At 69.0% G+C, this 20492-nt stretch carries 26 protein-coding genes and 1 pseudogene; 16 read left to right on the forward strand and 11 right to left on the reverse strand.

The annotated features are described in order from the left end of the window. The first annotated feature begins 4 nt into the window (after nucleotides 1-4). Nucleotides 5-436, forward strand: a complete 432-nt coding sequence (locus ACM6LR_RS16585) for an NUDIX hydrolase (protein WP_414938066.1) — start codon at nucleotides 5-7, stop codon at nucleotides 434-436. Here ACM6LR_RS16585 and ACM6LR_RS16590 read toward each other — a convergent pair. The 3 genes from ACM6LR_RS16590 to ACM6LR_RS16600 form a co-directional block, all read right to left on the reverse strand. Then, nucleotides 422-1099 carry an NIPSNAP family protein gene (locus ACM6LR_RS16590; protein ID WP_414938067.1) on the reverse strand — a complete coding sequence of 226 codons (678 nt, stop codon included), beginning with the start codon at nucleotides 1097-1099 and terminating at the stop codon, nucleotides 422-424. The two genes, ACM6LR_RS16585 and ACM6LR_RS16590, sit on opposite strands and share 15 nt — an antisense overlap. A 40-nt stretch (nucleotides 1100-1139) precedes the next feature. Then, nucleotides 1140-2312 (reverse strand): acyl-CoA dehydrogenase family protein, encoded by a 1173-nt coding sequence (locus tag ACM6LR_RS16595; protein WP_414938068.1) that lies wholly within the window; start codon nucleotides 2310-2312, stop codon nucleotides 1140-1142. A 71-nt stretch (nucleotides 2313-2383) separates the two neighbouring features. Continuing rightward, nucleotides 2384-2563 (reverse strand): hypothetical protein, encoded by a 180-nt coding sequence (locus ACM6LR_RS16600; protein WP_414938069.1) that lies wholly within the window; start codon nucleotides 2561-2563, stop codon nucleotides 2384-2386. Between the two features lie 134 nt (nucleotides 2564-2697). Between ACM6LR_RS16600 and hisH the strand changes: the two genes are divergently transcribed. From hisH to ACM6LR_RS16615, 3 genes are all read left to right on the forward strand, one after another. Beyond that, nucleotides 2698-3321 (forward strand): imidazole glycerol phosphate synthase subunit HisH, encoded by a 624-nt coding sequence (hisH, locus tag ACM6LR_RS16605; RefSeq protein ID WP_414938566.1) that lies wholly within the window; start codon nucleotides 2698-2700, stop codon nucleotides 3319-3321. Nucleotides 3322-3330: 9 nt separating this feature from the next. Next, nucleotides 3331-4068 (forward strand): bifunctional 1-(5-phosphoribosyl)-5-((5-phosphoribosylamino)methylideneamino)imidazole-4-carboxamide isomerase/phosphoribosylanthranilate isomerase PriA, encoded by a 738-nt coding sequence (gene priA, locus ACM6LR_RS16610; protein ID WP_101609431.1) that lies wholly within the window; start codon nucleotides 3331-3333, stop codon nucleotides 4066-4068. An 82-nt stretch (nucleotides 4069-4150) separates the two neighbouring features. After that, the gene (locus tag ACM6LR_RS16615) at nucleotides 4151-4498 is read left to right on the forward strand and encodes a DUF1330 domain-containing protein (protein ID WP_414938070.1); all 348 of its coding nucleotides are present in this window, start codon (nucleotides 4151-4153) and stop codon (nucleotides 4496-4498) included. Nucleotides 4499-4742: 244 nt separating this feature from the next. Here the strand turns inward: ACM6LR_RS16615 and ACM6LR_RS16620 are convergent. The 7 genes and pseudogenes from ACM6LR_RS16620 to ACM6LR_RS16650 all read right to left on the reverse strand — a co-directional run. After that, nucleotides 4743-5051, reverse strand: a pseudogene (locus ACM6LR_RS16620) (Fic family protein); the annotation flags it as partial. Continuing rightward, nucleotides 4988-5197, reverse strand: coding sequence for a hypothetical protein (locus ACM6LR_RS16625; RefSeq protein ID WP_414944061.1), 210 nt, complete (start codon nucleotides 5195-5197; stop codon nucleotides 4988-4990). The gene ACM6LR_RS16625 and the pseudogene ACM6LR_RS16620, both read right to left, overlap by 64 nt. Before the next feature lie 16 nt (nucleotides 5198-5213). Further along, nucleotides 5214-5783: a Panacea domain-containing protein gene (locus ACM6LR_RS16630; RefSeq protein WP_414944062.1), complete on the reverse strand. Its 570-nt coding sequence runs from the start codon at nucleotides 5781-5783 to the stop codon at nucleotides 5214-5216. Nucleotides 5784-5908: 125 nt separating this feature from the next. Then, nucleotides 5909-6295, reverse strand: coding sequence for a PPOX class F420-dependent oxidoreductase (locus tag ACM6LR_RS16635; RefSeq protein WP_414938073.1), 387 nt, complete (start codon nucleotides 6293-6295; stop codon nucleotides 5909-5911). 101 nt (nucleotides 6296-6396) lie between these two features. Continuing rightward, complete coding sequence (locus tag ACM6LR_RS16640) at nucleotides 6397-6549, reverse strand: zinc-binding dehydrogenase (protein ID WP_414938074.1); 153 nt, start codon at nucleotides 6547-6549, stop codon at nucleotides 6397-6399. Between the two features lie 28 nt (nucleotides 6550-6577). Then, the gene (locus ACM6LR_RS16645; protein WP_414944063.1) at nucleotides 6578-7576 is read right to left on the reverse strand and encodes a hypothetical protein; all 999 of its coding nucleotides are present in this window, start codon (nucleotides 7574-7576) and stop codon (nucleotides 6578-6580) included. After that, entirely contained in the window at nucleotides 7573-8085 is a 513-nt protein-coding gene (locus ACM6LR_RS16650; RefSeq protein WP_414938076.1) for an RNA polymerase sigma factor, read from the reverse strand. The genes ACM6LR_RS16645 and ACM6LR_RS16650 overlap by 4 nt, the downstream gene beginning before the upstream one ends. A 514-nt stretch (nucleotides 8086-8599) precedes the next feature. Here ACM6LR_RS16650 and hisF point away from each other — a divergent pair. The 3 genes from hisF to hisI are packed head-to-tail and all read left to right on the forward strand — an operon-like array spanning nucleotide 8600 to nucleotide 10105. Continuing rightward, nucleotides 8600-9373, forward strand: a complete 774-nt coding sequence (hisF, locus tag ACM6LR_RS16655) for an imidazole glycerol phosphate synthase subunit HisF (protein ID WP_414944064.1) — start codon at nucleotides 8600-8602, stop codon at nucleotides 9371-9373. Next, complete coding sequence (locus tag ACM6LR_RS16660; protein ID WP_414938078.1) at nucleotides 9370-9759, forward strand: hypothetical protein; 390 nt, start codon at nucleotides 9370-9372, stop codon at nucleotides 9757-9759. The genes hisF and ACM6LR_RS16660 overlap by 4 nt, the downstream gene beginning before the upstream one ends. Beyond that, nucleotides 9749-10105 carry a phosphoribosyl-AMP cyclohydrolase gene (gene hisI / locus ACM6LR_RS16665; protein WP_414938079.1) on the forward strand — a complete coding sequence of 119 codons (357 nt, stop codon included), beginning with the start codon at nucleotides 9749-9751 and terminating at the stop codon, nucleotides 10103-10105. Before ACM6LR_RS16660 ends, hisI begins: the two co-directional genes overlap by 11 nt. A gap of 127 nt (nucleotides 10106-10232) precedes the next feature. Here hisI and ACM6LR_RS16670 read toward each other — a convergent pair whose 3' ends face one another. Then, nucleotides 10233-10838, reverse strand: a complete 606-nt coding sequence (locus tag ACM6LR_RS16670; protein ID WP_414938080.1) for a TetR family transcriptional regulator — start codon at nucleotides 10836-10838, stop codon at nucleotides 10233-10235. A gap of 95 nt (nucleotides 10839-10933) precedes the next feature. Between ACM6LR_RS16670 and ACM6LR_RS16675 the strand changes: the two genes are divergently transcribed. From ACM6LR_RS16675 to lgt, 9 genes are all read left to right on the forward strand, one after another. Further along, complete coding sequence (locus tag ACM6LR_RS16675) at nucleotides 10934-12496, forward strand: anthranilate synthase component I (protein ID WP_414944065.1); 1563 nt, start codon at nucleotides 10934-10936, stop codon at nucleotides 12494-12496. Next, nucleotides 12489-13067: a Trp biosynthesis-associated membrane protein gene (locus ACM6LR_RS16680; protein ID WP_414938082.1), complete on the forward strand. Its 579-nt coding sequence runs from the start codon at nucleotides 12489-12491 to the stop codon at nucleotides 13065-13067. The genes ACM6LR_RS16675 and ACM6LR_RS16680 overlap by 8 nt, the downstream gene beginning before the upstream one ends. 189 nt (nucleotides 13068-13256) lie before the next feature. Next, nucleotides 13257-14066: an indole-3-glycerol phosphate synthase TrpC gene (gene trpC, locus ACM6LR_RS16685; protein ID WP_414938083.1), complete on the forward strand. Its 810-nt coding sequence runs from the start codon at nucleotides 13257-13259 to the stop codon at nucleotides 14064-14066. Next, nucleotides 14063-15292, forward strand: a complete 1230-nt coding sequence (gene trpB / locus ACM6LR_RS16690; protein ID WP_414944259.1) for a tryptophan synthase subunit beta — start codon at nucleotides 14063-14065, stop codon at nucleotides 15290-15292. The genes trpC and trpB overlap by 4 nt, the downstream gene beginning before the upstream one ends. Next, entirely contained in the window at nucleotides 15289-16080 is a 792-nt protein-coding gene (gene trpA, locus ACM6LR_RS16695; protein WP_414938085.1) for a tryptophan synthase subunit alpha, read from the forward strand. Before trpB ends, trpA begins: the two co-directional genes overlap by 4 nt. Nucleotides 16081-16397: 317 nt before the next feature. After that, nucleotides 16398-16571, forward strand: coding sequence for a hypothetical protein (locus ACM6LR_RS16700; RefSeq protein WP_414938086.1), 174 nt, complete (start codon nucleotides 16398-16400; stop codon nucleotides 16569-16571). Between the two features lie 221 nt (nucleotides 16572-16792). Beyond that, nucleotides 16793-17935, forward strand: coding sequence for an amidohydrolase family protein (locus tag ACM6LR_RS16705; protein WP_414944066.1), 1143 nt, complete (start codon nucleotides 16793-16795; stop codon nucleotides 17933-17935). Beyond that, nucleotides 17932-19098 (forward strand): M20 metallopeptidase family protein, encoded by a 1167-nt coding sequence (locus ACM6LR_RS16710; RefSeq protein ID WP_414938088.1) that lies wholly within the window; start codon nucleotides 17932-17934, stop codon nucleotides 19096-19098. The genes ACM6LR_RS16705 and ACM6LR_RS16710 overlap by 4 nt, the downstream gene beginning before the upstream one ends. 29 nt (nucleotides 19099-19127) lie before the next feature. Beyond that, nucleotides 19128-20171, forward strand: a complete 1044-nt coding sequence (lgt, locus tag ACM6LR_RS16715; RefSeq protein ID WP_414938089.1) for a prolipoprotein diacylglyceryl transferase — start codon at nucleotides 19128-19130, stop codon at nucleotides 20169-20171. Nucleotides 20172-20492 lie beyond the last annotated feature (321 nt).

The raw sequence follows: 20492 nt of genomic DNA on the forward strand, positions 1-20492 counted from the left end.
CAGGATGACGAAGATCCGCCCGCTCGTGCTCGGGGTCATCCGCCGCGGCGAAGACCTTCTGGTGTTCGAAGGCCGCGACGAGGTGAAGGGGGAGACCTACCATCGCCCGCTCGGCGGCGGGATCGAGTTCGGGGAGACCGCCGCCGAGGCACTGCACCGTGAGTTCCAGGAAGAGCTCGCGGCGGAACTGACCGCTGTCGAGCAGATCGCGGTGCTGGAGAACGTGTACACCTTCGAAGGCAGGCCAGGGCACGAGATCGTGTTCCTGTTCACCGCCGACCTGACCGACAAAGCGTTCTACGAACGCGACGAGGTCGGCGTGGTGCTCGACGAGGAGGGCACGCGCGTGCACTGGCTGCCGCTGGCCGACGTGGTGAGCGGCAAAGCGATCCTGTATCCGGATGGGCTCGCGGAACTCCTTTCAGCGCAGGGGTGAGCGCGGGGTCGGCGTGAGTTCCAGCCGCTGCCACGGGCGTTCGAGCCTTCCCGCGAGCCCGGCGCCTGCCCGGTCGAGGACTTCCCGTTGTGCCTCCGAGTCCTCGGTGGACTTCGAGAACCAGACGAACACCGTCTCGTTCTCTCGCACGGGAAGGCGGGGGAAGGTGTTCTCGGCGGGTTCGGTCTCGAAGTGGCCGAAGGTGTCCACACCGGCCGCCCCCAGCGCCGGAGCCACGGTGTCCGCGAAGTACTCGGAAAACTCTTTGACCGGCCCCAGGGGATGGCAGATCGTCACCAACACCCGTGAATCCGGGCCGCCGTCCGGAGCGGGGAAACCCGGCCCGGACGGCCGCAACAGCAGCACGTCGGAAGCGTCGATCATCGTCTCGTTCGCCGCCGGGCCGTGCTCGCGCCACACCGGTCCGTAATAGAACGACTCCAGCGCCGCCCGCCTGCTCTCCATGTCCCGGAATCCGCGCAGCCACACGAACTTGTCCGGCTCGGCGGGTGCACGGAACAGGCCGAACAGGTGCATGCCGCAGGCTTCCTGCGTCTCCACGAACTCGCGCTCGAAGAGCTCGATCAGCTCGTCCCGGCGGCCGGGGCGCAGGGTGTACCGGCGCAGCTCGACGACGGACTGGAACTCGGCGAAATCGGTCATACGGCGGACCCTAGAGGCCCGCACCGACAGTTTCGGCGGCTCAGCGGAAGGCGGCGAGCCCGGTGACCGACTGGCCGATCGAGAGCGCGTGCATCTCTTCGGTGCCTTCGTAGGTCAACACGGTTTCGAGGTTCGACATATGCCGCATCACCGGGTACTCCAGCGAGATCCCGTTGGCGCCGAGCATGGCCCGCGCGGTCCTGGCGACCTCCAGCGCGGAGCGGACGTTGGCGAGTTTGCCGAAGCTGACGTGGTTGTGGTGCAGCGTTCCGGCGTCCTTGAGCCGTCCGATCCGCAGCGCGATCAGCCCGGCGCGGTTGACCTCGACGACGAGGTCGGCGAGTTTGCGCTGGGTGAGCTGGAATCCGGCCAGCGGCTTGCCGAACTGCTCGCGGCTCAGCGTGTACTCCAGCGCGGATTCGTAGCAGGAGCGAGCGGCGCCGACGACACCGAACAGGATCCCGTAGCGCGCTTCGTTCAGGCAGGACAGCGGTCCGCGCAGCCCCCTGACCTCAGGGAACGCCGCCGACTCCGGCAAGCGGACGCCGTCGAGCACGAGTTCCGCGGTCAGCGAGGCCCGCAGGGACAGCTTGTGCTTGACCTCGTTCGCGGTGAAGCCCGGCGTGTCCGTGGGGACGACGAAACCGCGCACACCCTCGTCGGTCTGCGCCCAGATGACCGCGACGTCGGCGACGGTGCCGTTGGTGATCCACATCTTGGTGCCGCTCAGCAGCCAGTCCGAGCCGTCGCGGACCGCGCGGGTCCGCATGCTGCCAGGGTCGCTGCCGGCGTCCGGTTCGGTCAGGCCGAAGCAGCCGAGTGCTTCACCGGCCGCCATCCGCGGGAGCCACTCCCGCTTGTGGTCCTCGGTGCCCCACTTGTGGATCGCGTACATCGCCAGCGAACCCTGCACCGAGACGAAGCTGCGCAGCCCGGAGTCGACGGCCTCCAGCTCGCGGCAGGCGATGCCGTAGGCGACCGCGCTGGTCCCGGCGCAGCCGTGACCCTCCAGGTGCATGCCGAGCAGCCCGAGCTGACCGAAGCCCTTGGCGAGTTCGGCGGCGGGCAGGGCGCCCGATTCGTACCACTCGGCGACGTTCGGGAGGAGCTGGTCCTGCGCGAACGCGCGGACAGCGTCCCTCATGGCCCGGTCTTCCTCGGAGAGTTCGGCGTCGAGATCGAGGAAGTCGCGCGGATCCGGGCTGCTGCTCATGCGGTCACTCCTGGTCGGCTCGGTGGGTCACGACCCATGAAGAAAACCACACACACGACCGGAGTCGGGTGTCAGAGATCGCGCCATCCGGTGGTATTCGTCACCTGAACCGATGCCGTGACCGGCAGGCTGGGAGCGGAGCGCTGCTTCTGTTCCGGGATCAGCAGTTCCGCGAAGGTAGGGAAAGGCACGCTGTCGATGTCCTCTCGCCACGCGTGTAGCAAGCAGGTCAGTTCGTCGGCGTCCCGCATCGTTCCTCCAGAAGTGCAGGCGGTCCCGCGCCGGCCTTCCACTCGGAGTTTTTATTACCCGGACGAGTGGCGGTTCAAACGGGGAATCGGCAGAAGGTCCGGTCCGCTAACCTGAGCGTGTGGCTACTTCTCGTGTGGTGATCCTGGACTACGGGTCCGGTAATCTCCGGTCCGCCGAACGCGCTGTTCAGCGCGCCGGCGCGGACGTCGAGGTCACCTCCGACCCCCATGCCGCGCTCGAGGCCGATGGCCTGGTCGTTCCCGGCGTCGGCGCCTTCTCCGCCTGCATGGAGGGGTTGCTGTCGGTTTCGGGTGAGAAGATCATCGGCAAGCGCCTCGCCGGTGGCCGTCCCGTGCTGGGCATCTGCGTCGGCATGCAGATCCTGTTCGAACGCGGTGTCGAGCACGGTGAAGAGGCCGCGGGCACCGGTGAGTGGCCCGGCACGGTCGACAGGCTGGAGGCCGACGTCCTGCCCCACATGGGCTGGAACACCGTCCGCGCGCCGGAGGACTCGCAGCTGTTCGCCGGGCTCGACGCGGAAACCCGCTTCTACTTCGTGCATTCCTATGCCGCGCGGACCTGGGAACTGGACTCCGGCCTCGCCGGGCAGCAACCCAAGGTGACCTGGGCGAACCACGGCCAGGACTTCGTCGCCGCCGTCGAGAACGGGCCGCTGTGGGCGACGCAGTTCCACCCCGAGAAGTCCGGGGACGCCGGGGCGCACCTGCTGCGCAACTGGCTCGAGACCCTCGCTTAGAGTGGGCGCGTGACTTTCACGCTCCTTCCCGCCGTTGATGTGGCCGATGGCCAGGCCGTGCGACTCGTCCAGGGCGAGGCCGGCACCGAGACCTCCTATGGCAGCCCGCTGGAGGCGGCGCTCGCCTGGCAGCGTGACGGGGCGGAGTGGATCCACCTGGTGGACCTCGACGCCGCGTTCGGCAAGGGCTCCAACCGCGAACTGCTCGCCGAGGTCGTGGCGAAGCTGGACGTCCAGGTGGAGCTGTCCGGTGGCATCCGCGACGACGCCTCGCTGGAGGCCGCGCTGGCCACCGGCGCCCGCCGGGTCAACCTCGGCACCGCCGCGCTGGAGGACCCGGAGTGGACCGCGAAGGTCGTCTCCTCCTACGGCGACCGTGTCGCCATCGGGCTGGACGTGCGGATCACCGAGGCCGGGCACCGGCTGTCGGCCCGCGGCTGGACGCAGGACGGTGGTGACCTCTGGGAGGTACTCGACCGGCTCGACCGCGACGGCGCGCAGCGATATGTCGTCACCGACGTGAGCAAGGACGGCACCCTCCAGGGCCCGAACATCGACCTGCTCCGCGAGGTCGCCGCCCGCACCGACGCTCCGGTCATCGCTTCCGGCGGCGTGTCCAGTGTGGACGATCTCCGCGCACTGGCCGCCCTGGCACGCGACGGTGTCGAGGGTTCCATCGTCGGCAAGGCGCTCTACGCCGGGGCGTTCACCCTGCCCGAGGCGCTCGCGGCCGTCGCGGAGTTCTGAGCTTTACCTCCCGGGTAATCGACGCCACGCACCCGGTTAGGTCAGGATTGCTTCCAGGACAACGAAAGCCTGGAGGGACATCATGACCGCCTACGGAATCGCGCACCTTCGCCCGCCCGCCGTGACCGCGGAAGAGGTCTTCGAGTACCTGGAGCGGATCCAGGGCACGCTGGACCCCTTCGGTGGCAAGTTCCTCGTGCACGGAGCCGAGGTGCAGGTGCTGGAGGGTGAGTGGCCTGGTGCGCTCGTGATGATCGAGTTCCCGAGCGTCGAGGTCGCGCGGGAGTGGTACGACTCGCCCGCGTACCGGGAGATCCTGCCCCTGCGGGCGGACCACATCCCGGGTGACCTGATCCTGGTCGACGGCTGCGGACCGGACCACGACTCGGCGGCGATGGCGGCGGCGATGCGGGCGATGCAGGCCGCTTGATCCGGTCTCGGGGACGGTTAGAGCCGACCGTGTCTCAGGTACCTACAGTTGGCGGTTTCGCGTGACTGGCTGGACGTCGCACGTGACTGGACGGACGGCACACGTGTCCACACGGACGACTCGCGGCTGGACCCGCCATGCGCATGTCGTCCGTCGGATCACGCGAAACTACCGGCTCGGCTCGGCGGGTCGTGAGTGGCGTTTCGGGTTGGAACCGTCCCCATCACTCACGAAATCAGGCTGATCACATGCGGACGATCACGGGCGCGAGAACCTTGATCAGTTCGGTCGTCTCAGTGGTCCGTAGGCTGTGGCTGGACGCGTTGTTGTCGTCCTTGTCGAGAGCGGACCAGTCGAGTCGCCAGCCCGCCGCTGCCGACAGTTGTCGCAAGAAGGCTCGCAACGTCCGTCCATTGCCCTCACGAAACGGGTGCATGGCGTTCAGTTCGGCGTAGTACCAGGCAAGGCGTTCAAGGAAGTTTTCCCGATTCAGGCCGAGCAGCCAGCCATCGGTTTCCAGGGTTCCCAGCACCGCCGATGTCCGCTCATCAACGAATCGCCAGGGAGACTTTGCCGAGCGAGTTCGACGTCTCGAATACTGACGATGCGCGCCTCGACCTGCTTGAAGGCCTCAGGGTCTTCGATATCCAGCTTGTTGCGAAGGCATTTGCCGTCGGGAAAGCCGTACGGATCGGTCACTGCTGACGGGCTCGCTCTATTTCTTCGGCGACCAAGTCGTCGGCAGTGCGGGTGCTGGTCGCGACGTCGCGGAGAGTTCGTTGCCAGTCGTCGTCGAGATCGATACCTTCCATGGCCGTGCTGGCCGCGGCCTGGGCGACCGCGACGTCGACATCGGCGATCTGCGTGCGTAGAAGTGACGCATCTGGTCGTGCGCTATCGGCTGCGAAGATTTCTCGTTTTCGTCGACGATCCCCCTCGCGACTCGCCACGGGGACTCCATATGAGTCAGCCGCGACAAAGTCTCGGCTGAGTAGTGGGCGTACTTGTCCATCACCCAGGTCAACGTCGCGTTCTCGGGTGCTGTCAGCGCTCCGGCATTACCGCTCGGCCCACTCGTGACCTGATACTGCTTTCGGTGTCCGGCGAAGATCGACGGCGTGACGGGCCCCTGAGGCCATGCTTCGATCTTCTCATCGAACATCGGTTTCCGCTGGAACACCAGATGCCACGCTTGTGCGTAGTAGAGCAGCTTCTGCAGCTTCATCGTCGTGATCGGGCCGGTGCGGGTCAGTACGGCAGCGGCCACGTCACGTACGCCGGCCATGGCTACCACCTCCTCTGGATTCACTTCATCCTACCGCGCCGCGGTCTCGCAATCGGGCGTCTGAGAGTCGCCGGGCGAGCAATGATCGAACTTGTGTTCGAGAATGTCAAGTGCGGCGATCTGAGTTACTCGGCCAGCTTGATCGCGATGCCCACGGTCCGGTCCTTCGGCCCCCGCAGCTTGCTGAAGAACATCGTCACCCGCCCGGTGATCCCGTACTTCCGCGCGATCACCTTGCGCACACGTTCGGTCCCGTCGAGGTCCAGCAGCCGTGCCTCGCCAGCGACGACGTCGCCGTGGGTCTTGTTGCCGCGGAGGTCGCAGGCCTGGACCTCGACCCGGCCGCTGTTGCGGATGCGTTTGACCTTGCCCGCCTTCCGCTCGGACCAGAGCACCAGTTCGCCGCCGTCGCCCGCCGCCCAGACCGGGGTCGGCACCGGGGCACCGCTCTTGCGGAAGGTGGTCAGGACGACGTACTTCTCGGCGGCGATCCGCTCGAACTCCGATCCCATGTGGAGAGTCTAGGGCGTTCGGCGTCGTAACGTAGCCGCGCGGAGATCTCGGCCGGCCGTCCTCGAATCCCGATGCCGCCAGCTCGCCGCCGCGGGCAGGCTCACGGCACCAGGACGAGCTTGCCCCGGACGTGGCCCGCTTCGCTCTCGTCCTGGGCGGCGGCCGCTTCGGCGAGCGGGTAGACCCGGGCGATCGGCAGGTCGAGCTTTCCTTCGGCGGCCAGCGCGGCGATGGAGCGGTAGGTGTCCGTCATGCCGTCGACAACCCCTGCCCATCCGCGCCTATTCCGGCGGTTTCCCGAACCAGCTGTAGTCGCCTTGGATGATCTGGAGGCTGTTCGCGACGTCGAGGAGGGCGGCCCGGTCCCGCTCGCCCGACACCGTGAGCCATCGTCCGCCCTCGAGTTGCACGGCGATCGTCCCGTCCTGATGTCCGAGCGGCCCTTCCCGTTCCGGAAGATAGACGCCGTCGAGACCCCTGACCTCGATCGGGACCGGTTCCACGCCGTCCGGCACCGGCCGGTCACCGCTGAGCGACGCCGTGACGACCGCCGCCGCGGTGGGCTCCCCGGCACGGGTGGCTTCCAGTTCGGTCACGCCTCCGTTGTCTTTCATGAACGTCTTGACCCCCGACAACTCCAGGTCGGCGGGCAGCCTGCCGAACCGCAGTTCGCCCGAGACCCGGGCACGCCCGTCCGGGACCATCGCTTCGGCGATCCGCTCACCGACCGCGCGCGGATCCTTCAGGTGGGACAACGTCATGCTCAGCAGATAGACGTCGTCGGGGGACCAGGTCAGCATCGTCGACCAGGCGGTGACCTCGGTCGCCATGCCGACCCTGCCGTGCACGATGATCTGGTTCGGCGCGGGCGCGATCGTCCACGGCGCGGACCGGTCGCTCAGCGGCGTGATGAGCAGGTCGATCTGGCCGAGCTCACCGGCGGCCCAGGACCTCGACAACGGTGCGGGATAAGGCTTCCCGCCCCGGCTCGCCTCCTTGAAACCGTCGGGGAGCCAGCCGGGCTTGTACGGGAGCACCGACCAATCGGCGTTGCGCGCCGAGGCAGGCGGAACGGCTGTGAAGGCCCGCAGGCCCAGCGGCACCCCGAGCGCGATGATCGCGACCGCCGCCGCGACCAGCGCCAAGGCCATCGTCGGACGGCTTCGCGGATGCTGGGCCAGCGCGTCGCGGATCTCGGCCCCGTCGGGCGCCCGCGTCGCCAGATGTTCGAGGCTCTCCCGGATCAGGTCCTCGGTGTGCTCGTCACTCAGTCGGGTCATTTGCGGGCTCCCGTGGTGGGCTGAACGGACGGGGCCGGGCCGGTTTCCCGCAGCGTCGCGAGCGCGCGCGAGATCTGGCTGCGCACGGTCGACGTCGCGCAGCGGAGTACCGCGCCGATCTCCTCGTCGGTGTAGTTCTCGTAGTAACGGAGCACGATCGCGGCGCGCTGTTTACGCGGGAGCTTCGCGAGCCGGTGCAGCATCGCGTCGCGTTCGTCGTACTCGATGGTGTGATCGGAGACCGGCGGGCTCACCAGGTCGAGTACTTCCGGCGATGACGGCGTCACGCGGCGGACCGCCAGGCGCCGTCGCCACGACAGGTACTCGTTGGTCACCATCCGGCGGACGTACGTGGGGGGTGAGTCGATCTTCGGCCAGCGTTGCTGAGCACGCAGCAGCACCTCCTGGACGATGTCCTGCGCCAGGTACGGATCGTCGGTCAAAACGGTCGCGTAGCGCAGGAGCCCGTCCAGGCGATCCGCGACGAACTCGTCGAAGGTCGCAGGCACGTCTCCCCCTCAGCCAGGTGGTCTCGCTCCAGTGACGCACGAGACCACCTGGCTGATGCATCGGGAGCGGAACTTTCCCGGTGAAGACGATCACCTCAGGACGGTCTCCAGCCGGACGAAGGCGAACCCGGTCGTCGGCAGTTCCTCACCAGAGGGGCCGGTGACCGCCGGACGGCGTTCGGGACTCCGAGGCGGAGAAGAAAGCCAGTGCGGCGGAGGAACCGGCAGGATCGCTGCGGTGGACGCGTACGCGGTCCCGGCCTCTGAAGCTGCCGGACCCGCAGATCGAACGCGGCCAGCCCGCCTCCTTGAGCGTGCCGAGCACGACGCTCTGGGAGGGTTCTCCGGGTGGACCCAGATCGCCGGGTCGTCGACGTCCGCGTTGGCCGGGTCCGCGCTCGCGTCGTCGACGAACGCCCTGGTCTGCGCCACGGGTTGGCCGCGTGTGGTGTCCGGCCGCCGCCCGCCTGTGCCATTCCGCGAGCTTCGAACGCCCTTGACTACGCTTGTCCCCATGTCAGTCGCAGTCAGGGTCATCCCGTGTCTCGACGTCGACGCGGGCCGAGTGGTGAAGGGTGTCAACTTCGCCGACCTGCGCGACGCCGGCGACCCCGTCGAACTCGCCCGTCTGTATGACGCCGAGGGCGCCGACGAACTCACGTTCCTCGACGTCACGGCGTCCTCCGGGGACCGCGAGACCACCTTCGACGTGGTCCGCCGGACCGCCGAGCAGGTGTTCATTCCACTCACCGTCGGTGGCGGCGTCCGTACGAACGACGACGTCAACCGGCTGCTGCGCACGGGCGCGGACAAGGTGAGCATCAACACCGCGGCCATCGCGCGGCCGGAGTTCCTGCGCGAGGCGTCCCGCCGGTTCGGCGCGCAGTGCGTCGTGCTGTCGGTGGACGCCCGGCGCGTTCCGGCGGGGGCCGAACCGACCCCGTCCGGCTTCGAGGTGACCACGCACGGCGGCCGCCGCGGCACCGGGATCGACGCGGTCGAATGGGCCGCGCGCGGGGAAGAACTCGGCGTCGGCGAGATCCTGCTCAACTCGATGGACGCCGACGGCACCAAGAACGGCTTCGACCTCGACCTCCTGACCAAGGTGCGCCAGGCGGTCCGCGTCCCGGTGATCGCCAGCGGCGGCGCCGGCGCGCTCGAACACTTCCTGCCCGCCGTCGAGGCAGGCGCGGACGCGGTGCTCGCGGCCAGCGTGTTCCACTTCGGACAGTTGAAGATCGGCGAGGTCAAGAGCGCCCTGCGCGCCGGGGGAGTCGTGGTCCGGTGATCGTGGACAAGTGGAAGGCCGCCACCGAGGTCAAGGTCGTCTGCGCGCTGCTGCTCGGCCTCGGGCTCGGGTACGTCGGGATGGCCGTGATCCTCATGTTCGCGCCGTACTCCACCGCGCGGACGTTCCTGCTGCCGGTGACATCACTGGTGCTCGGCGGTCTCGTCGTGGCAGGGCTGGTGCTGAGGATGTCTTCGGCGCGGTTCGCCGGTTTCGGTGTCAGTTTCCTGTTCGCGTTGCTGCACGCGCTGTCCATGCTGGCGGCGGAACTCTTCTGGGTGAAGATCGTCTCCGGCCTGCTTTTCGCCGGGTACATCTACGCGGCGGTCCTGCTCAACTCGATGCCGGTGAAACGGCACCTTCTCGGAGCCACGAATGACGCTTGATCCCGCCCTCTCGGACCGCTTGAAGCGCAACGCCGACGGGCTGATCGCCGCCGTCGTCGTCGACCACTCCACCTCGGACGTCCTGATGATGGCGTGGATGGACGACGAGGCACTCGAACGCACCCTCACCACCCGGCGCGGGACCTACTATTCGCGCAGCCGCGAGGAACTGTGGGTCAAAGGCGAGACCTCCGGCCACGTCCAGCACGTGCGCGAGGTGCGGATCGACTGCGACGGCGATACCGTCCTGCTGCGCGTCGACCAGACCGGCCCGGCCTGTCACACCGGCACGCACACCTGTTTCGACACCGACGAACGGCTGCTGCTGCCCGACGAGAGCGAGTAGCACCTGTGAGCGTCGTCGACGACGTCCAGGTCGGGATCTACGGGACGGCGACCTGCTCGCGGGCTGACCACCTGCTCACTTGCACGCCCTAAGCGGGCCAACGGTTGCGACCGGCTGACCGCGGCCTTCAGTCGATGTCCCCGGTCAAATACCGCTGCACCGTCGGCGCGATCGCGGTCACCAAAGGCTCGATCTCACTCGTCGCCATGGGTTCGAACTTCGCGACGTACCGCACCAGCCCCATTCCGACCAGCTGGGAAGCGCAGAGTGACGTCCGCAGTTCGACGCGGTCCGAGCCCAGGTCCGCGATGATCTTCGTGAAGAAGTTCTGGAAGAAACTGCGCAGCACCAGCGCGGCCTGCTCGTGTCCGGCGACACTACGGACGAGCGCTTGGAAGACCTCGCCGCCCGCGCCGTCCCACCGGGCGAGGAAGGTCCGCACGATCCGGCGGCCGAACTCGTCGTCAGGCCCGTTCGTCAGTTCCGCGAGGAGTTCGTGCGGGTCGAACGGCAGTTTCAGCACGGCTTGGGCGAACAGCCCTTCCTTGCTGCCGAACCAGTGGTTGACCATCGCCGCGTCGACCCCGGCGCGGGTTGCGATCGCGCGGACCGTCGCGCCGTCGAAGCCGCTCTCGCCGAACACCGCGCGGGCCGCTTCGATCAGGGCGGTGCGGGTGTCCTGTCCACCGGGACGCCGCCCCCGGCGGCGCGCGGTAGTGTCTTCAACAGCCATGGCGTCATCATGAACGGACCCGGCGCAGAATTCAACAATCCTTGAATTCATCCCCGGTCCCCGCCCGCCCGGTGCGTTGCAGCACAATGAGCGACATGGTCAGCGCCGCTAACGCCAGCCCGTCGGGGCTCGGCTCGGTCAGCCCTTCGCGCGACGAGTTCCGCGCGCTCGCCGAGGGCCGTCGCGTCATCCCCGTTGTCCGCCGCGTGCTCGCCGACGGTGAGACCCCCATCGGGGTCTACCGCAAGCTCGCCGCCGACCGGCCGGGGACGTTCCTGTTCGAATCCGCGGAGAACGGCGCGTCCTGGAGCCGATGGTCGTTCATCGGCGTCGACAGCCCCGCCGCGCTGACCGTGCGTGACGGCAAGGCCGTCTGGACCGGCACCCCGCCGGTCGGCCTCCCGACCGAGGGTGACCCGCTCACCGTGCTGCGCGAGACCGTCGCCGCGCTCCACACCGAGCAGCTGCCAGGAATGCCGCCGCTCACCGGCGGGATGGTCGGCTACATCGGCTACGACGCCGTCCGCTGGCTCGAACGGCTCCCCGAACTCGCCAAGCGCGACCTCGACATCCCCGAACTCACCATGCTCCTGGCGACCGACCTGGCCGCCTTCGACCACCACGAGGGCACGGTCACGCTGATCGCCAACGCGGTCAACTGGGACGACTCGCCCGAGCGGGTCGACGCCGCGTACGACGACGCCGTCGCCCGCCTCAACGCGATGACCAAGCAGCTGCACGTCGCGGCCCCGGCCACGGCCGCCGTCTTCGATCGCCCCGCGCCCGAGTTCACCCGCCGCCGGTCCAAGCCGGACTTCCACGCGGCGGTCGAGAAGGCCGTCGAGGCGATCAAGGCGGGCGAAGCGTTCCAGATCGTGCCGTCGCAACGGTTCGAGATCGAGACCCAGGCCGACGCGCTGGACGTGTACCGCGTGCTGCGCACGTCCAATCCGAGTCCGTACATGTACTTGCTGCGCCTGGACGGCTTCGACATCGTCGGGTCCAGCCCGGAATCGCTGGTCACCGTCCGGGACGGCCGCGCGACCACGCATCCGATCGCGGGCACCCGCTGGCGCGGCGCCGATCCGGAAGAGGACGCGCAGCTGGCCAAGGACCTGCTGGCGGACGAGAAGGAGCGCGCCGAGCACCTGATGCTCGTCGACCTCGGCCGCAACGACCTCGGCAAGGTCTGCAAGCCCGGCACCGTTCGCGTCGTCGACTTCTTCGACGTCGAGCGCTACAGCCACGTCATGCACATCGTCTCGACGGTCACCGGCGAACTCCTCGACGACAAGACGGCCTTCGACGCGGTCACCGCCTGCTTCCCGGCAGGGACGCTCTCAGGGGCGCCGAAGGTCCGCGCGATGCAGCTGATCGAGGAGCTGGAGCCGACCCGTAGGGCGCTCTACGGCGGCGTCGTCGGCTACCTCGACTTCGCCGGGGACGCCGACACCGCGATCGCCATCCGCACCGCGCTGATGAAGGACGGCGTCGCGTACGTCCAGGCCGGCGGCGGCGTGGTCGCCGACTCGGTGGCCGACTACGAGGACAACGAGTCACTCAACAAGGCCCGCACCGTGCTGTCCGCCGTCGCGGCGGCGCAGACGATGATCGCGGCGGACGAATTCGATCCGGCGGGTGACAGCGCTCGTGTCTGAGGCCCCGGAAGACACGGCCCCGCCGGCCGAGAAGGCCAAGCGTCCACTGTGGATCGCCGTGGTCGGACTGCTGCTCGGCGCGGTCGCGTTGTGGGGGTCTTCCCAGCTGGTGTGGTTCGCGGAGTTCCGTGACGGCGGGGTGCGCGGCACCGTCCAGTACACCGAAACCGGTTCAGAGCGTGCGGTTGCGCTGATTCCGCTCGCGCTGCTGGCACTGGCCGGCACGGCGGGACTGATCGCCACCGGCGGCTGGCCACGCCGGGTGCTCGGCGTGGTACTCGCCGTCGCGGGCGTCGCCGCGGTGTGGGTGGGCGTGGTGGGCGGCTCGTTCAGCGGGTTCGCCGACGGCCTGCCCGTCGCCCAGATGCTGGGAGCCCGCGGTCTCGCGATCCTCGGGGGAATTCTCGTGATCGCCGGGGGGTTGGCAGCCATCAAGGGCGCGGGCCGGATGCCACGCCTGGGCGCGAAGTACTCGGCGCCGGGGAAGAAGAAGCGGGCCGCGAAAGATCCGGAGACCGAGCTGTGGGAGGCGCTGTCCGAAGGCGAAGATCCCACCGCGACCCGGCGATGACAGCGGAATTCGCGGGTTTCGGAGATCTTTCCCGGCAAAGATGACACGGTTGGCATTCGGAGTAACGGACATACCCGGAACCAGGCCGTATCAGTGCGGGGGTTAGCATCGTTTCGGCGGGAAGGGGAAGGTTTTTGTGAGCGACCTTGCGAAGGAATCCGTGAGTACGACGGCCGGTGGGGACCTCCGGTGAGCGTGCTCGAAGACATCGTCGCCGGCGTCCGGGCCGATCTCGCCGAGCGCGAGGCGGTTCTGCCGTTCGACGAACTGAAGAAGCGCGCGACCCAGGTCGCGCCTCCCCGAGACGTGCTCGCGGCCCTGCGGGAGTCCGGTATCGGCGTCATCGCCGAGGTGAAGCGGCGCAGCCCGTCGAAGGGCGACCTGGCCGAGATCCCGGATCCGGCCGCACTGGCGAAGGACTACGCCGACGGCGGCGCACGGGTGATCAGCGTGCTGACCGAGCAGCGACGGTTCGGCGGCTCGCTCGCCGACCTCGACGCGGTCCGCGCGGCGGTCGACATCCCGGTGCTGCGCAAGGACTTCGTCGTCAGCCCGTATCAGGTCCACGAAGCGAGGCTGCACGGCGCGGACATGGTCCTGCTGATCGTGGCGGCGCTGGAGCAGAACGCCCTCATCGCGCTGCTGGACCGGGTGGAATCCCTGGGGATGACAGCGCTGGTCGAGATCCACAACGCCGAAGAGGCCGACAAGGCCCTCGAAGCAGGCGCGAAGGTGATCGGCGTCAACGCCCGCAACCTGCACACGCTCGAGGTCGACAGGGACGTCTTCTCACGGCTGGCCCCCGGCCTGCCGATGGACGTCTTCAAGATCGCCGAGTCCGGTGTCCGCGGCCCTGGTGACCTGATGTCCTACGCGGGTCACGGTGCCGACGCCGTCCTCGTGGGCGAAGGGCTCGTCGCGTCCGGCGACCCGAAGGGCGCGCTGGTCAAGCTGGTCACCGCCGGATCGCACCCCGCGTGCCCGAGGCCTTCTCGATGACCACCGAGTACACCGAGGAGCCGCACGGCAAGCACGACCCGGACGAGCGGGGTTACTACGGCCCGTTCGGCGGGCGGTTCATGCCCGAGGCGCTGATCGGCGTCGTCGACGAGGTCGCGGCCGAGTACGACAAGGCACGGACCGACCCGGAGTTCGTCAACGAGTTCCGGCGCCTGCTGCGCGACTACGCCGGCCGTCCGTCGCTGCTCACCGAGGCCAAGCGCTTCGGTGAGCACGCCGGCGGTGCCCGGGTCTTCCTCAAGCGCGAGGACCTGAACCACACCGGCTCGCACAAGATCAACAACGTGCTGGGCCAGGCGCTGCTCACCAAACGGATGGGCAAGAAGCGGGTCATCGCCGAGACCGGGGCCGGGCAGCACGGCGTGGCGACGGCCACCGCCTGCGCGCTGCTCGACCTGGAATGCATCGTCTACATGGGCCAGGTCGACACCGAGCGGCAGGCGCTGAACGTGGCGCGCATGAAGCTGCTCGGCGCCGAGGTCATCCCGGTGAAGACCGGTTCGCGCACGCTCAAGGACGCGATCAACGAGGCACTGCGCGACTGGGTCACCAACGCCGACACCACGCACTACCTGTTCGGCACGGCGGCGGGCCCGTACCCGTTCCCGATGATGGTGCGGAACTTCCACAAGATCATCGGCGAGGAGGCCCGCGTCCAGATCCTGGAGCAGGCCGGACGCCTGCCGGACGCCGTCGCGGCCTGCGTCGGCGGCGGATCGAACGCGATCGGGATCTTCCACGGCTTCATCGACGACCCGGCGGTCCGGCTCGTCGGCCTCGAGCCGGGCGGTGAGGGCATCGACGGCAATCGCCACGGCGCCACGCTGACCAAGGGCACCCCTGGCAACCTGCACGGCGCGATGACGTACCTGCTGCAGGACGAGGACGGGCAGACCGTCGAGTCGCACTCGATCTCCGCGGGCCTGGACTACCCGGGCGTCGGCCCGGAGCACTCGTGGCTCAAGGACAGCGGCCGCGCCGAGTACCGGTCGGTGACCGACGCCGAGGCGATGGACGCTTTCAAGCTGCTTTCGCGCACCGAGGGCATCATCCCCGCGATCGAGTCGGCGCACGCGCTGGCCGGCGCGCTGGTGCTGGGCCGTGAACTGGGCCCCGAGGGCCTGATCGTGGTGAACCTGTCCGGTCGTGGCGACAAGGACATGGACACCGCCGCGAAGTACTTCGGCCTGGTGGAGGACGCGTGAGCGGGCTTTGTGACCTCTTCGCGAAGACGCGTGCGGAGGGCCGCGGTGCCCTGATCGGGTACCTCCCGGCGGGCTTCCCCACGGTCGACGGGTCCAAGGACCTGCTGGCCGCGGTGGTCGACGGTGGCGCCGACGTGGTCGAGGTGGGTGTGCCCTACTCGGACCCGGTGATGGACGGCCCCACCATCCAAGCCGCTTCGGTGAGCGCCCTTTCCGGTGGTTTCAAGCTCAAGCACCTGTTCGAGATCGTCGAGTCGGTGTCCTCACGCGGCGGCAAGGCCGTCGTGATGACGTACTGGAACCCGGTGCACCGCTACGGCGTCGACCGCTTCGCGCGAGACCTCGCCGCGGCGGGCGGGCTCGGGATGATCACCCCGGACCTGATCCCGGACGAGGCCGACGAGTGGATGGCCGCGTCCGAGCAGCACGGTCTGGACCGGATCTTCCTGGTCGCGCCGTCCTCCTCGGAGGAGCGAATCGCGAAGACCGTCGAGGCCTCTTCAGGCTTTGTGTACGCCACCGCGGTCATGGGCGTGACAGGCGCTCGTGACCAGGTCGGCGTGCACGCCGAGGACCTGGTCGCACGGACCCGCGCGCATACGGATCTGCCGATCGGTGTCGGGCTGGGCGTTCGCTCCGGCGAGCAGGCCGCCCAGGTCGCAGGCTTCGCCGACGGTGTCATCGTCGGCTCGGCTTTGGTGACGGCCGCGGCGAGCGGACTCGACGCGGTTCGCGAGCTTTCGGCCGAGCTGTCCGCGGGGGTGCGGAAAACCGTCGCCCCCGCTTGATCCGACGTGAGCCGAAGGCGCGGCGGTGGTCAGTGCCGCCACCGCTGCGCCTCGGTGATCTCCTCCGGGCCCGCGAGCGCGAACCGCTCGATCTCGGTCCGCCGAACGTCCACGATCGTCGTCGCCAGCGGCGCGCCGAACGCTCAGCGACCCGGGGTCGCCGCCGAGTCACGGTTCCCGGCCACCCCGCACCAGCCGTCGGCGTACTCGGGGTGGATCTGCTCCACCCCGACCCCCTTTGGTCCAAAGTGGACACCAGCTGGCGGAGATAGTCCGCACGCTCGGAAAGCCGCGTGTAGCCGTAGGCCGGGCCCGCGGTGGCCGACGTCGGATCGTCCGGGCTGCCCGGCGAGGACGGTCAGCGCGTCGAGATCCGGATGCAGCCGCAGATCGCCGACCGGTCCGAGCGAATGCTCGCCACCGGTGATGCCGTCGTCGAAGCAGTTCGCGGCACCCACACCTCACGCGGCCGCGGACGGCAGCTTCCGTAGTGGCACCGCCTTGACCCGCGCGATCCGGCGTTGTCCACGAAGGTCAGCGCCACCAGTTCGACACCCCGCGCCCGGAGATCTCCGACGAGGCGGTCGCGCGGGCTGTCGGAGTTTCCCGGTTCACCATGGTTCCCCGTCCTGGCCTCATCGCGAGGCCCTTGCCACGCCCGGATCCGGTCATAAGGTGGGGCGCACTCGTCGATCACGAGAAAGGACGTGCCATGCCGGGAACTCCGATGCTGCCGTTCGTCGCCGAGACGCGGCTGGTGGACCACCACTGCCACGGCGTCGTCACCGGCGATCTCGGCCGGATCGAGTTCGAGCAGATGCTCACCGAGGCCGACACCGTCTCGTCGCTGGGCACGACCTTGTTCGACTCGCTGATCGGTCTCGCGGTCCGGGCCCGCTGCGCCCCGGTGCTCGGCCTGCCGCCGCACGTCCCGGCCGAGGTCTACCTGGCCCGCCGCGCCGAACTGGGAGCGGCCGAGGTGAACGCGCGCTTCCTGCGCGCCACCGGTACGACCGAGTTCCTCCTCGACGGCGGCTTTCAGCCGGACACACTGACCACGACCGGGCAATTCGCGGCTCTGTCCGGTGCCAACGCGCGGGAAATCGTCCGGCTCGAACAGGTCGCCGAAGCGGTGATCGTCTCCACCACCGCGGCCGGCTTCGGTGCGGCCTTCACCGCTGAGCTGGCGAAACGCGCCACGACGGCGATCTGCTTCGAGTCCATCGCCGCCTACCGGGTCGGCCTGGACCTGGCGGGGGAGCGCCCTGCGGCCACCGAAGTCACCGAGGCGGCCGGCCGCTGGCTCGCCGGAATCGAGGCGGGCGAACCGGCCCGGCTCGCGGACGAGGTGCTGCACCGGTTCCTGATTTGGGCCGGGATCGACCTGGCCCTGCCGATCCAGTTCCACGTCGGCTTCGGCGATTCCGACGTCGACCCGCACCGCTGCGATCCGCTGCTGCTCACCGGGCTGCTGCGGGCGACGCGGTCTCGTGGGGTGCCGATCATGCTGCTGCACAACTACCCCTTCCACCGGAACGCCGTGTATCTGGCGCAGGTCTTCGAGCACGTGTTCATCGACGTGGGACTCGCGACACACAACGCCGGTCACCGTGCGCCCGCGATCATCGCGGAGACAATGGAGACAGTGCCGTTCGGGAAACTGCTGTTCTCCACCGACGCGTTCGGGCTCGCCGAGCTGTACCACCTCGGCACCGGGTTGTTCCGGCAGGGACTGTCGGACTTCCTGTACGCCGGGCTGTCCGCCGACGTACTGTCCGAAGTGGACGCTCGCCGGATCACGGCGCTGGTGGGGCATCGCAACGCCGAACGGGTGTACGGGCTGGAGGGGACATGACGGAACTGGACGAACTGCAGGACCGGTGGGAGGTGGCCGTCGAGGCGGAACTGCCGTCCGCGATCGAGCTGCGGCACCGGGTACACGCCGATCCCCGCGCGTCGGGGGATGAAGAGGACACCGCGCGGGTCCTCGTCGAAGCGCTGGGCGCCGACGGTGTCCGGGTCGCCAAGACCGGGCGTGCCGTGCTGTTCCCCGGCACCGGTCCGGGACCGGCCGTGGCGCTGCGCGCCGAATTGGACGCGTTGCCGGTCACCGAACGGACCGGCGTCCCGTGGGCTTCGGAGACGCCGTTGATGCACGCGTGCGGGCACGACGTGCACATGGCCGCACTCGTCGCGACCTGCCGCGCGGCGGCCGTCGTCGGGGTGCCGCGGCCGCTTCTCGCGCTCCTGCAGCCGCGTGAGGAGACATCGCCGTCCGGCGCGCTGGACATCGTCGAGTCCGGGGTGCTCGCCGAGTACGGCGTCGAGACGGTCATCGGCGCGCACGTCCAGCCGCGGCTCGCCGTGGGTGTGGTCTCGGCGGTGCCGGGACCGGTCAACGCGTCCACCGACGAGTTCGACGTGGTCGTCCGCGGCCAGGGCGGGCACGCGGGCTACCCGCATCTGCTGCGGGACCCGATCCTCGCGCTCAGCCAGATCGTGGTGAGCCTGCAGCAGCTCGCGAGCCGCCGCGTCGACCCCGTGTTCGGCGCGGTCTGCTCGGTGGGCCGGATCGAGGCGGGGACGACGGCGAACGTGGTGCCGAACGAGGCCCGCCTGTCCGGCTCGTTGCGGCTGATGCGCGCGGAGGACCGTGACCTCGCGCTGGAGGGACTCGCCGAGGTCGTCCACGGCACCGCGAAAGCGCATGGCTGCCGGGCGGAACTGGAGATCAGCCCGTGTGAACCCGTGTTGCACAACGACGCCGGGCTCACTCAGCACGCGCACCGGCGGCTCGTCCGCGCCGGGGCGGGCGTCGACCTCGATTTCCGGTCGTTCGGCGCCGACGATTTCGCGCACTACTGCGGGGTGACGCGCGGGCTGATGCTGTTCGTCGGCCTCGGCGACACCGCCGGTGCGCCCAGCCTGCACGATGAGCTGTTCCTGCCGCCGGACGCCGCGGTCGGCTACGTCGCGCGGGCCCTGATCGCCGGTTATCTGGCCGCCGTCGAGGGCTGACGGTCCCAAGACGTGGAAGAAGCGCTACGGTGGCCGACGTGAATACCGCCTCGGCAGCGTTCCTCGCGACCATCCCCAGCCCCGACCAGGGCGTCTGGCATATCGGACCGGTCCCGCTCCGCGCCTACGCGCTCTGCATCATCGCCGGCATCATCGTGGCGATCTGGCTGGGCGAGCGGCGCTGGGTGGCCCGGGGTGGCACGAAGGGGACCGTCGTCGACGTCGCCGTCTTCGCGGTGCCGTTCGGCCTGGTCGGCGGGCGGCTGTATCACGTCATCACCGACAACCAGCTTTACTTCGGCGAGGGCAAAAACCCGATCAACGCGCTGAAGATCTGGGACGGCGGCCTCGGCATCTGGGGCGCGATCGCGCTGGGCGCGGTCGGCGCGCTCATCGCCTGCCGCCGCCGGGGGATCCCGCTGCCCGCGATGGCGGACGCGCTCGCGCCGGGCATCGTGATCGCCCAGGCCATCGGGCGGGTCGGCAACTACTTCAACCAGGAGCTCTACGGCGCGCACACGGATCTGCCGTGGGGCCTGGAGATCTACCAGCGCTACAACCCGACCAACCCGGACGACTTCCTGAACGGCATCGCGATCGGGCACGTCCCGCTGCCGGACAGCCCGGTGCACCCGACGTTCCTCTACGAGCTGATCTGGAACCTCGGCGTCGCGCTGCTGGTCATCTGGGCGGACAAGAAGTTCCGCCTCGGCCACGGCCGCGTGTTCGCGCTCTACGTCGCCGGATACACCGCGGGCCGGTTCTGGATCGAGATGATGCGGACCGACACCGCGAACCACATCCTCGGCCTGCGGGTCAACGTGTGGACCTCGATCCTGCTGTTCGCGGCGGCGATCGCCTACTTCGTCCTGGCCGCCAAGCGGGGGCCACGGGAGTTGCCGGAAACGCTGTGGAGCAAGGGCGTGCCACGCGACGACACTTCCACTTCCACTTCCTCCGACGAGGCGCCCAAGAGCGAGGAACACGCGGAGGTCGCGGCGGCTCCGGACACGGTGCGGGACTCGGCCGCGGACAAGGCGACCGAGGACCCGAAACCCGACTCCGAGAAGTAGCCGCTCCAGGTCCTCGCACCGGCGTGGAGCGGTGGTCCGTGAAGGCCTCCTTAAGGGACTCTGGGTCCCTCAAGGAGGCCTTCACGGACTCGGGGATCGGCACAGCGGCCCCGTCACCCGTTCTCCAGTAAGGACGGTGCCGCCGCGACGGTCAGCGCGTGGGCGGTGGAACGGTGAAACGGTGAAACGGTGAAACGAAAGGCTTCTTCGAGGAAGTCGGCGGTGGTTTCCAGCAGTGGCCGAGGATAGGTTCCGCCGTCGCGATGCGCGCCTGCCGGTGGCGGCGACCAGGGACGCCACGTCGGCGAGGGCCAAGGCCAG

Origin of the sequence: Amycolatopsis sp. cmx-11-32 (genome assembly GCF_047608695.1) — a bacterium.
Classification (GTDB): Bacteria; Actinomycetota; Actinomycetes; order Mycobacteriales; family Pseudonocardiaceae; genus Amycolatopsis.

Coding starts and splice junctions, on each gene's coding strand:
- ACM6LR_RS16635 (WP_414938073.1), bottom strand. CDS start 6,295: ATGGGATCGGAGTTCGAGCGGATCGCCGCCGAGAAGTACGTCGTCCTG.
- ACM6LR_RS16595 (WP_414938068.1), bottom strand. CDS start 2,312: ATGAGCAGCAGCCCGGATCCGCGCGACTTCCTCGATCTCGACGCCGAA.
- ACM6LR_RS16710 (WP_414938088.1), top strand. CDS start 17,932: ATGACGGAACTGGACGAACTGCAGGACCGGTGGGAGGTGGCCGTCGAG.
- trpB (WP_414944259.1), top strand. CDS start 14,063: ATGACCACCGAGTACACCGAGGAGCCGCACGGCAAGCACGACCCGGAC.
- hisI (WP_414938079.1), top strand. CDS start 9,749: ATGACGCTTGATCCCGCCCTCTCGGACCGCTTGAAGCGCAACGCCGAC.
- ACM6LR_RS16630 (WP_414944062.1), bottom strand. CDS start 5,783: ATGGCCGGCGTACGTGACGTGGCCGCTGCCGTACTGACCCGCACCGGC.
- ACM6LR_RS16615 (WP_414938070.1), top strand. CDS start 4,151: ATGACCGCCTACGGAATCGCGCACCTTCGCCCGCCCGCCGTGACCGCG.
- hisF (WP_414944064.1), top strand. CDS start 8,600: ATGTCAGTCGCAGTCAGGGTCATCCCGTGTCTCGACGTCGACGCGGGC.
- ACM6LR_RS16645 (WP_414944063.1), bottom strand. CDS start 7,576: ATGACCCGACTGAGTGACGAGCACACCGAGGACCTGATCCGGGAGAGC.
- ACM6LR_RS16640 (WP_414938074.1), bottom strand. CDS start 6,549: ATGACGGACACCTACCGCTCCATCGCCGCGCTGGCCGCCGAAGGAAAG.
- ACM6LR_RS16590 (WP_414938067.1), bottom strand. CDS start 1,099: ATGACCGATTTCGCCGAGTTCCAGTCCGTCGTCGAGCTGCGCCGGTAC.
- ACM6LR_RS16675 (WP_414944065.1), top strand. CDS start 10,934: ATGGTCAGCGCCGCTAACGCCAGCCCGTCGGGGCTCGGCTCGGTCAGC.
- ACM6LR_RS16600 (WP_414938069.1), bottom strand. CDS start 2,563: ATGCGGGACGCCGACGAACTGACCTGCTTGCTACACGCGTGGCGAGAG.
- ACM6LR_RS16670 (WP_414938080.1), bottom strand. CDS start 10,838: ATGGCTGTTGAAGACACTACCGCGCGCCGCCGGGGGCGGCGTCCCGGT.
- ACM6LR_RS16585 (WP_414938066.1), top strand. CDS start 5: ATGACGAAGATCCGCCCGCTCGTGCTCGGGGTCATCCGCCGCGGCGAA.
- ACM6LR_RS16705 (WP_414944066.1), top strand. CDS start 16,793: ATGCCGGGAACTCCGATGCTGCCGTTCGTCGCCGAGACGCGGCTGGTG.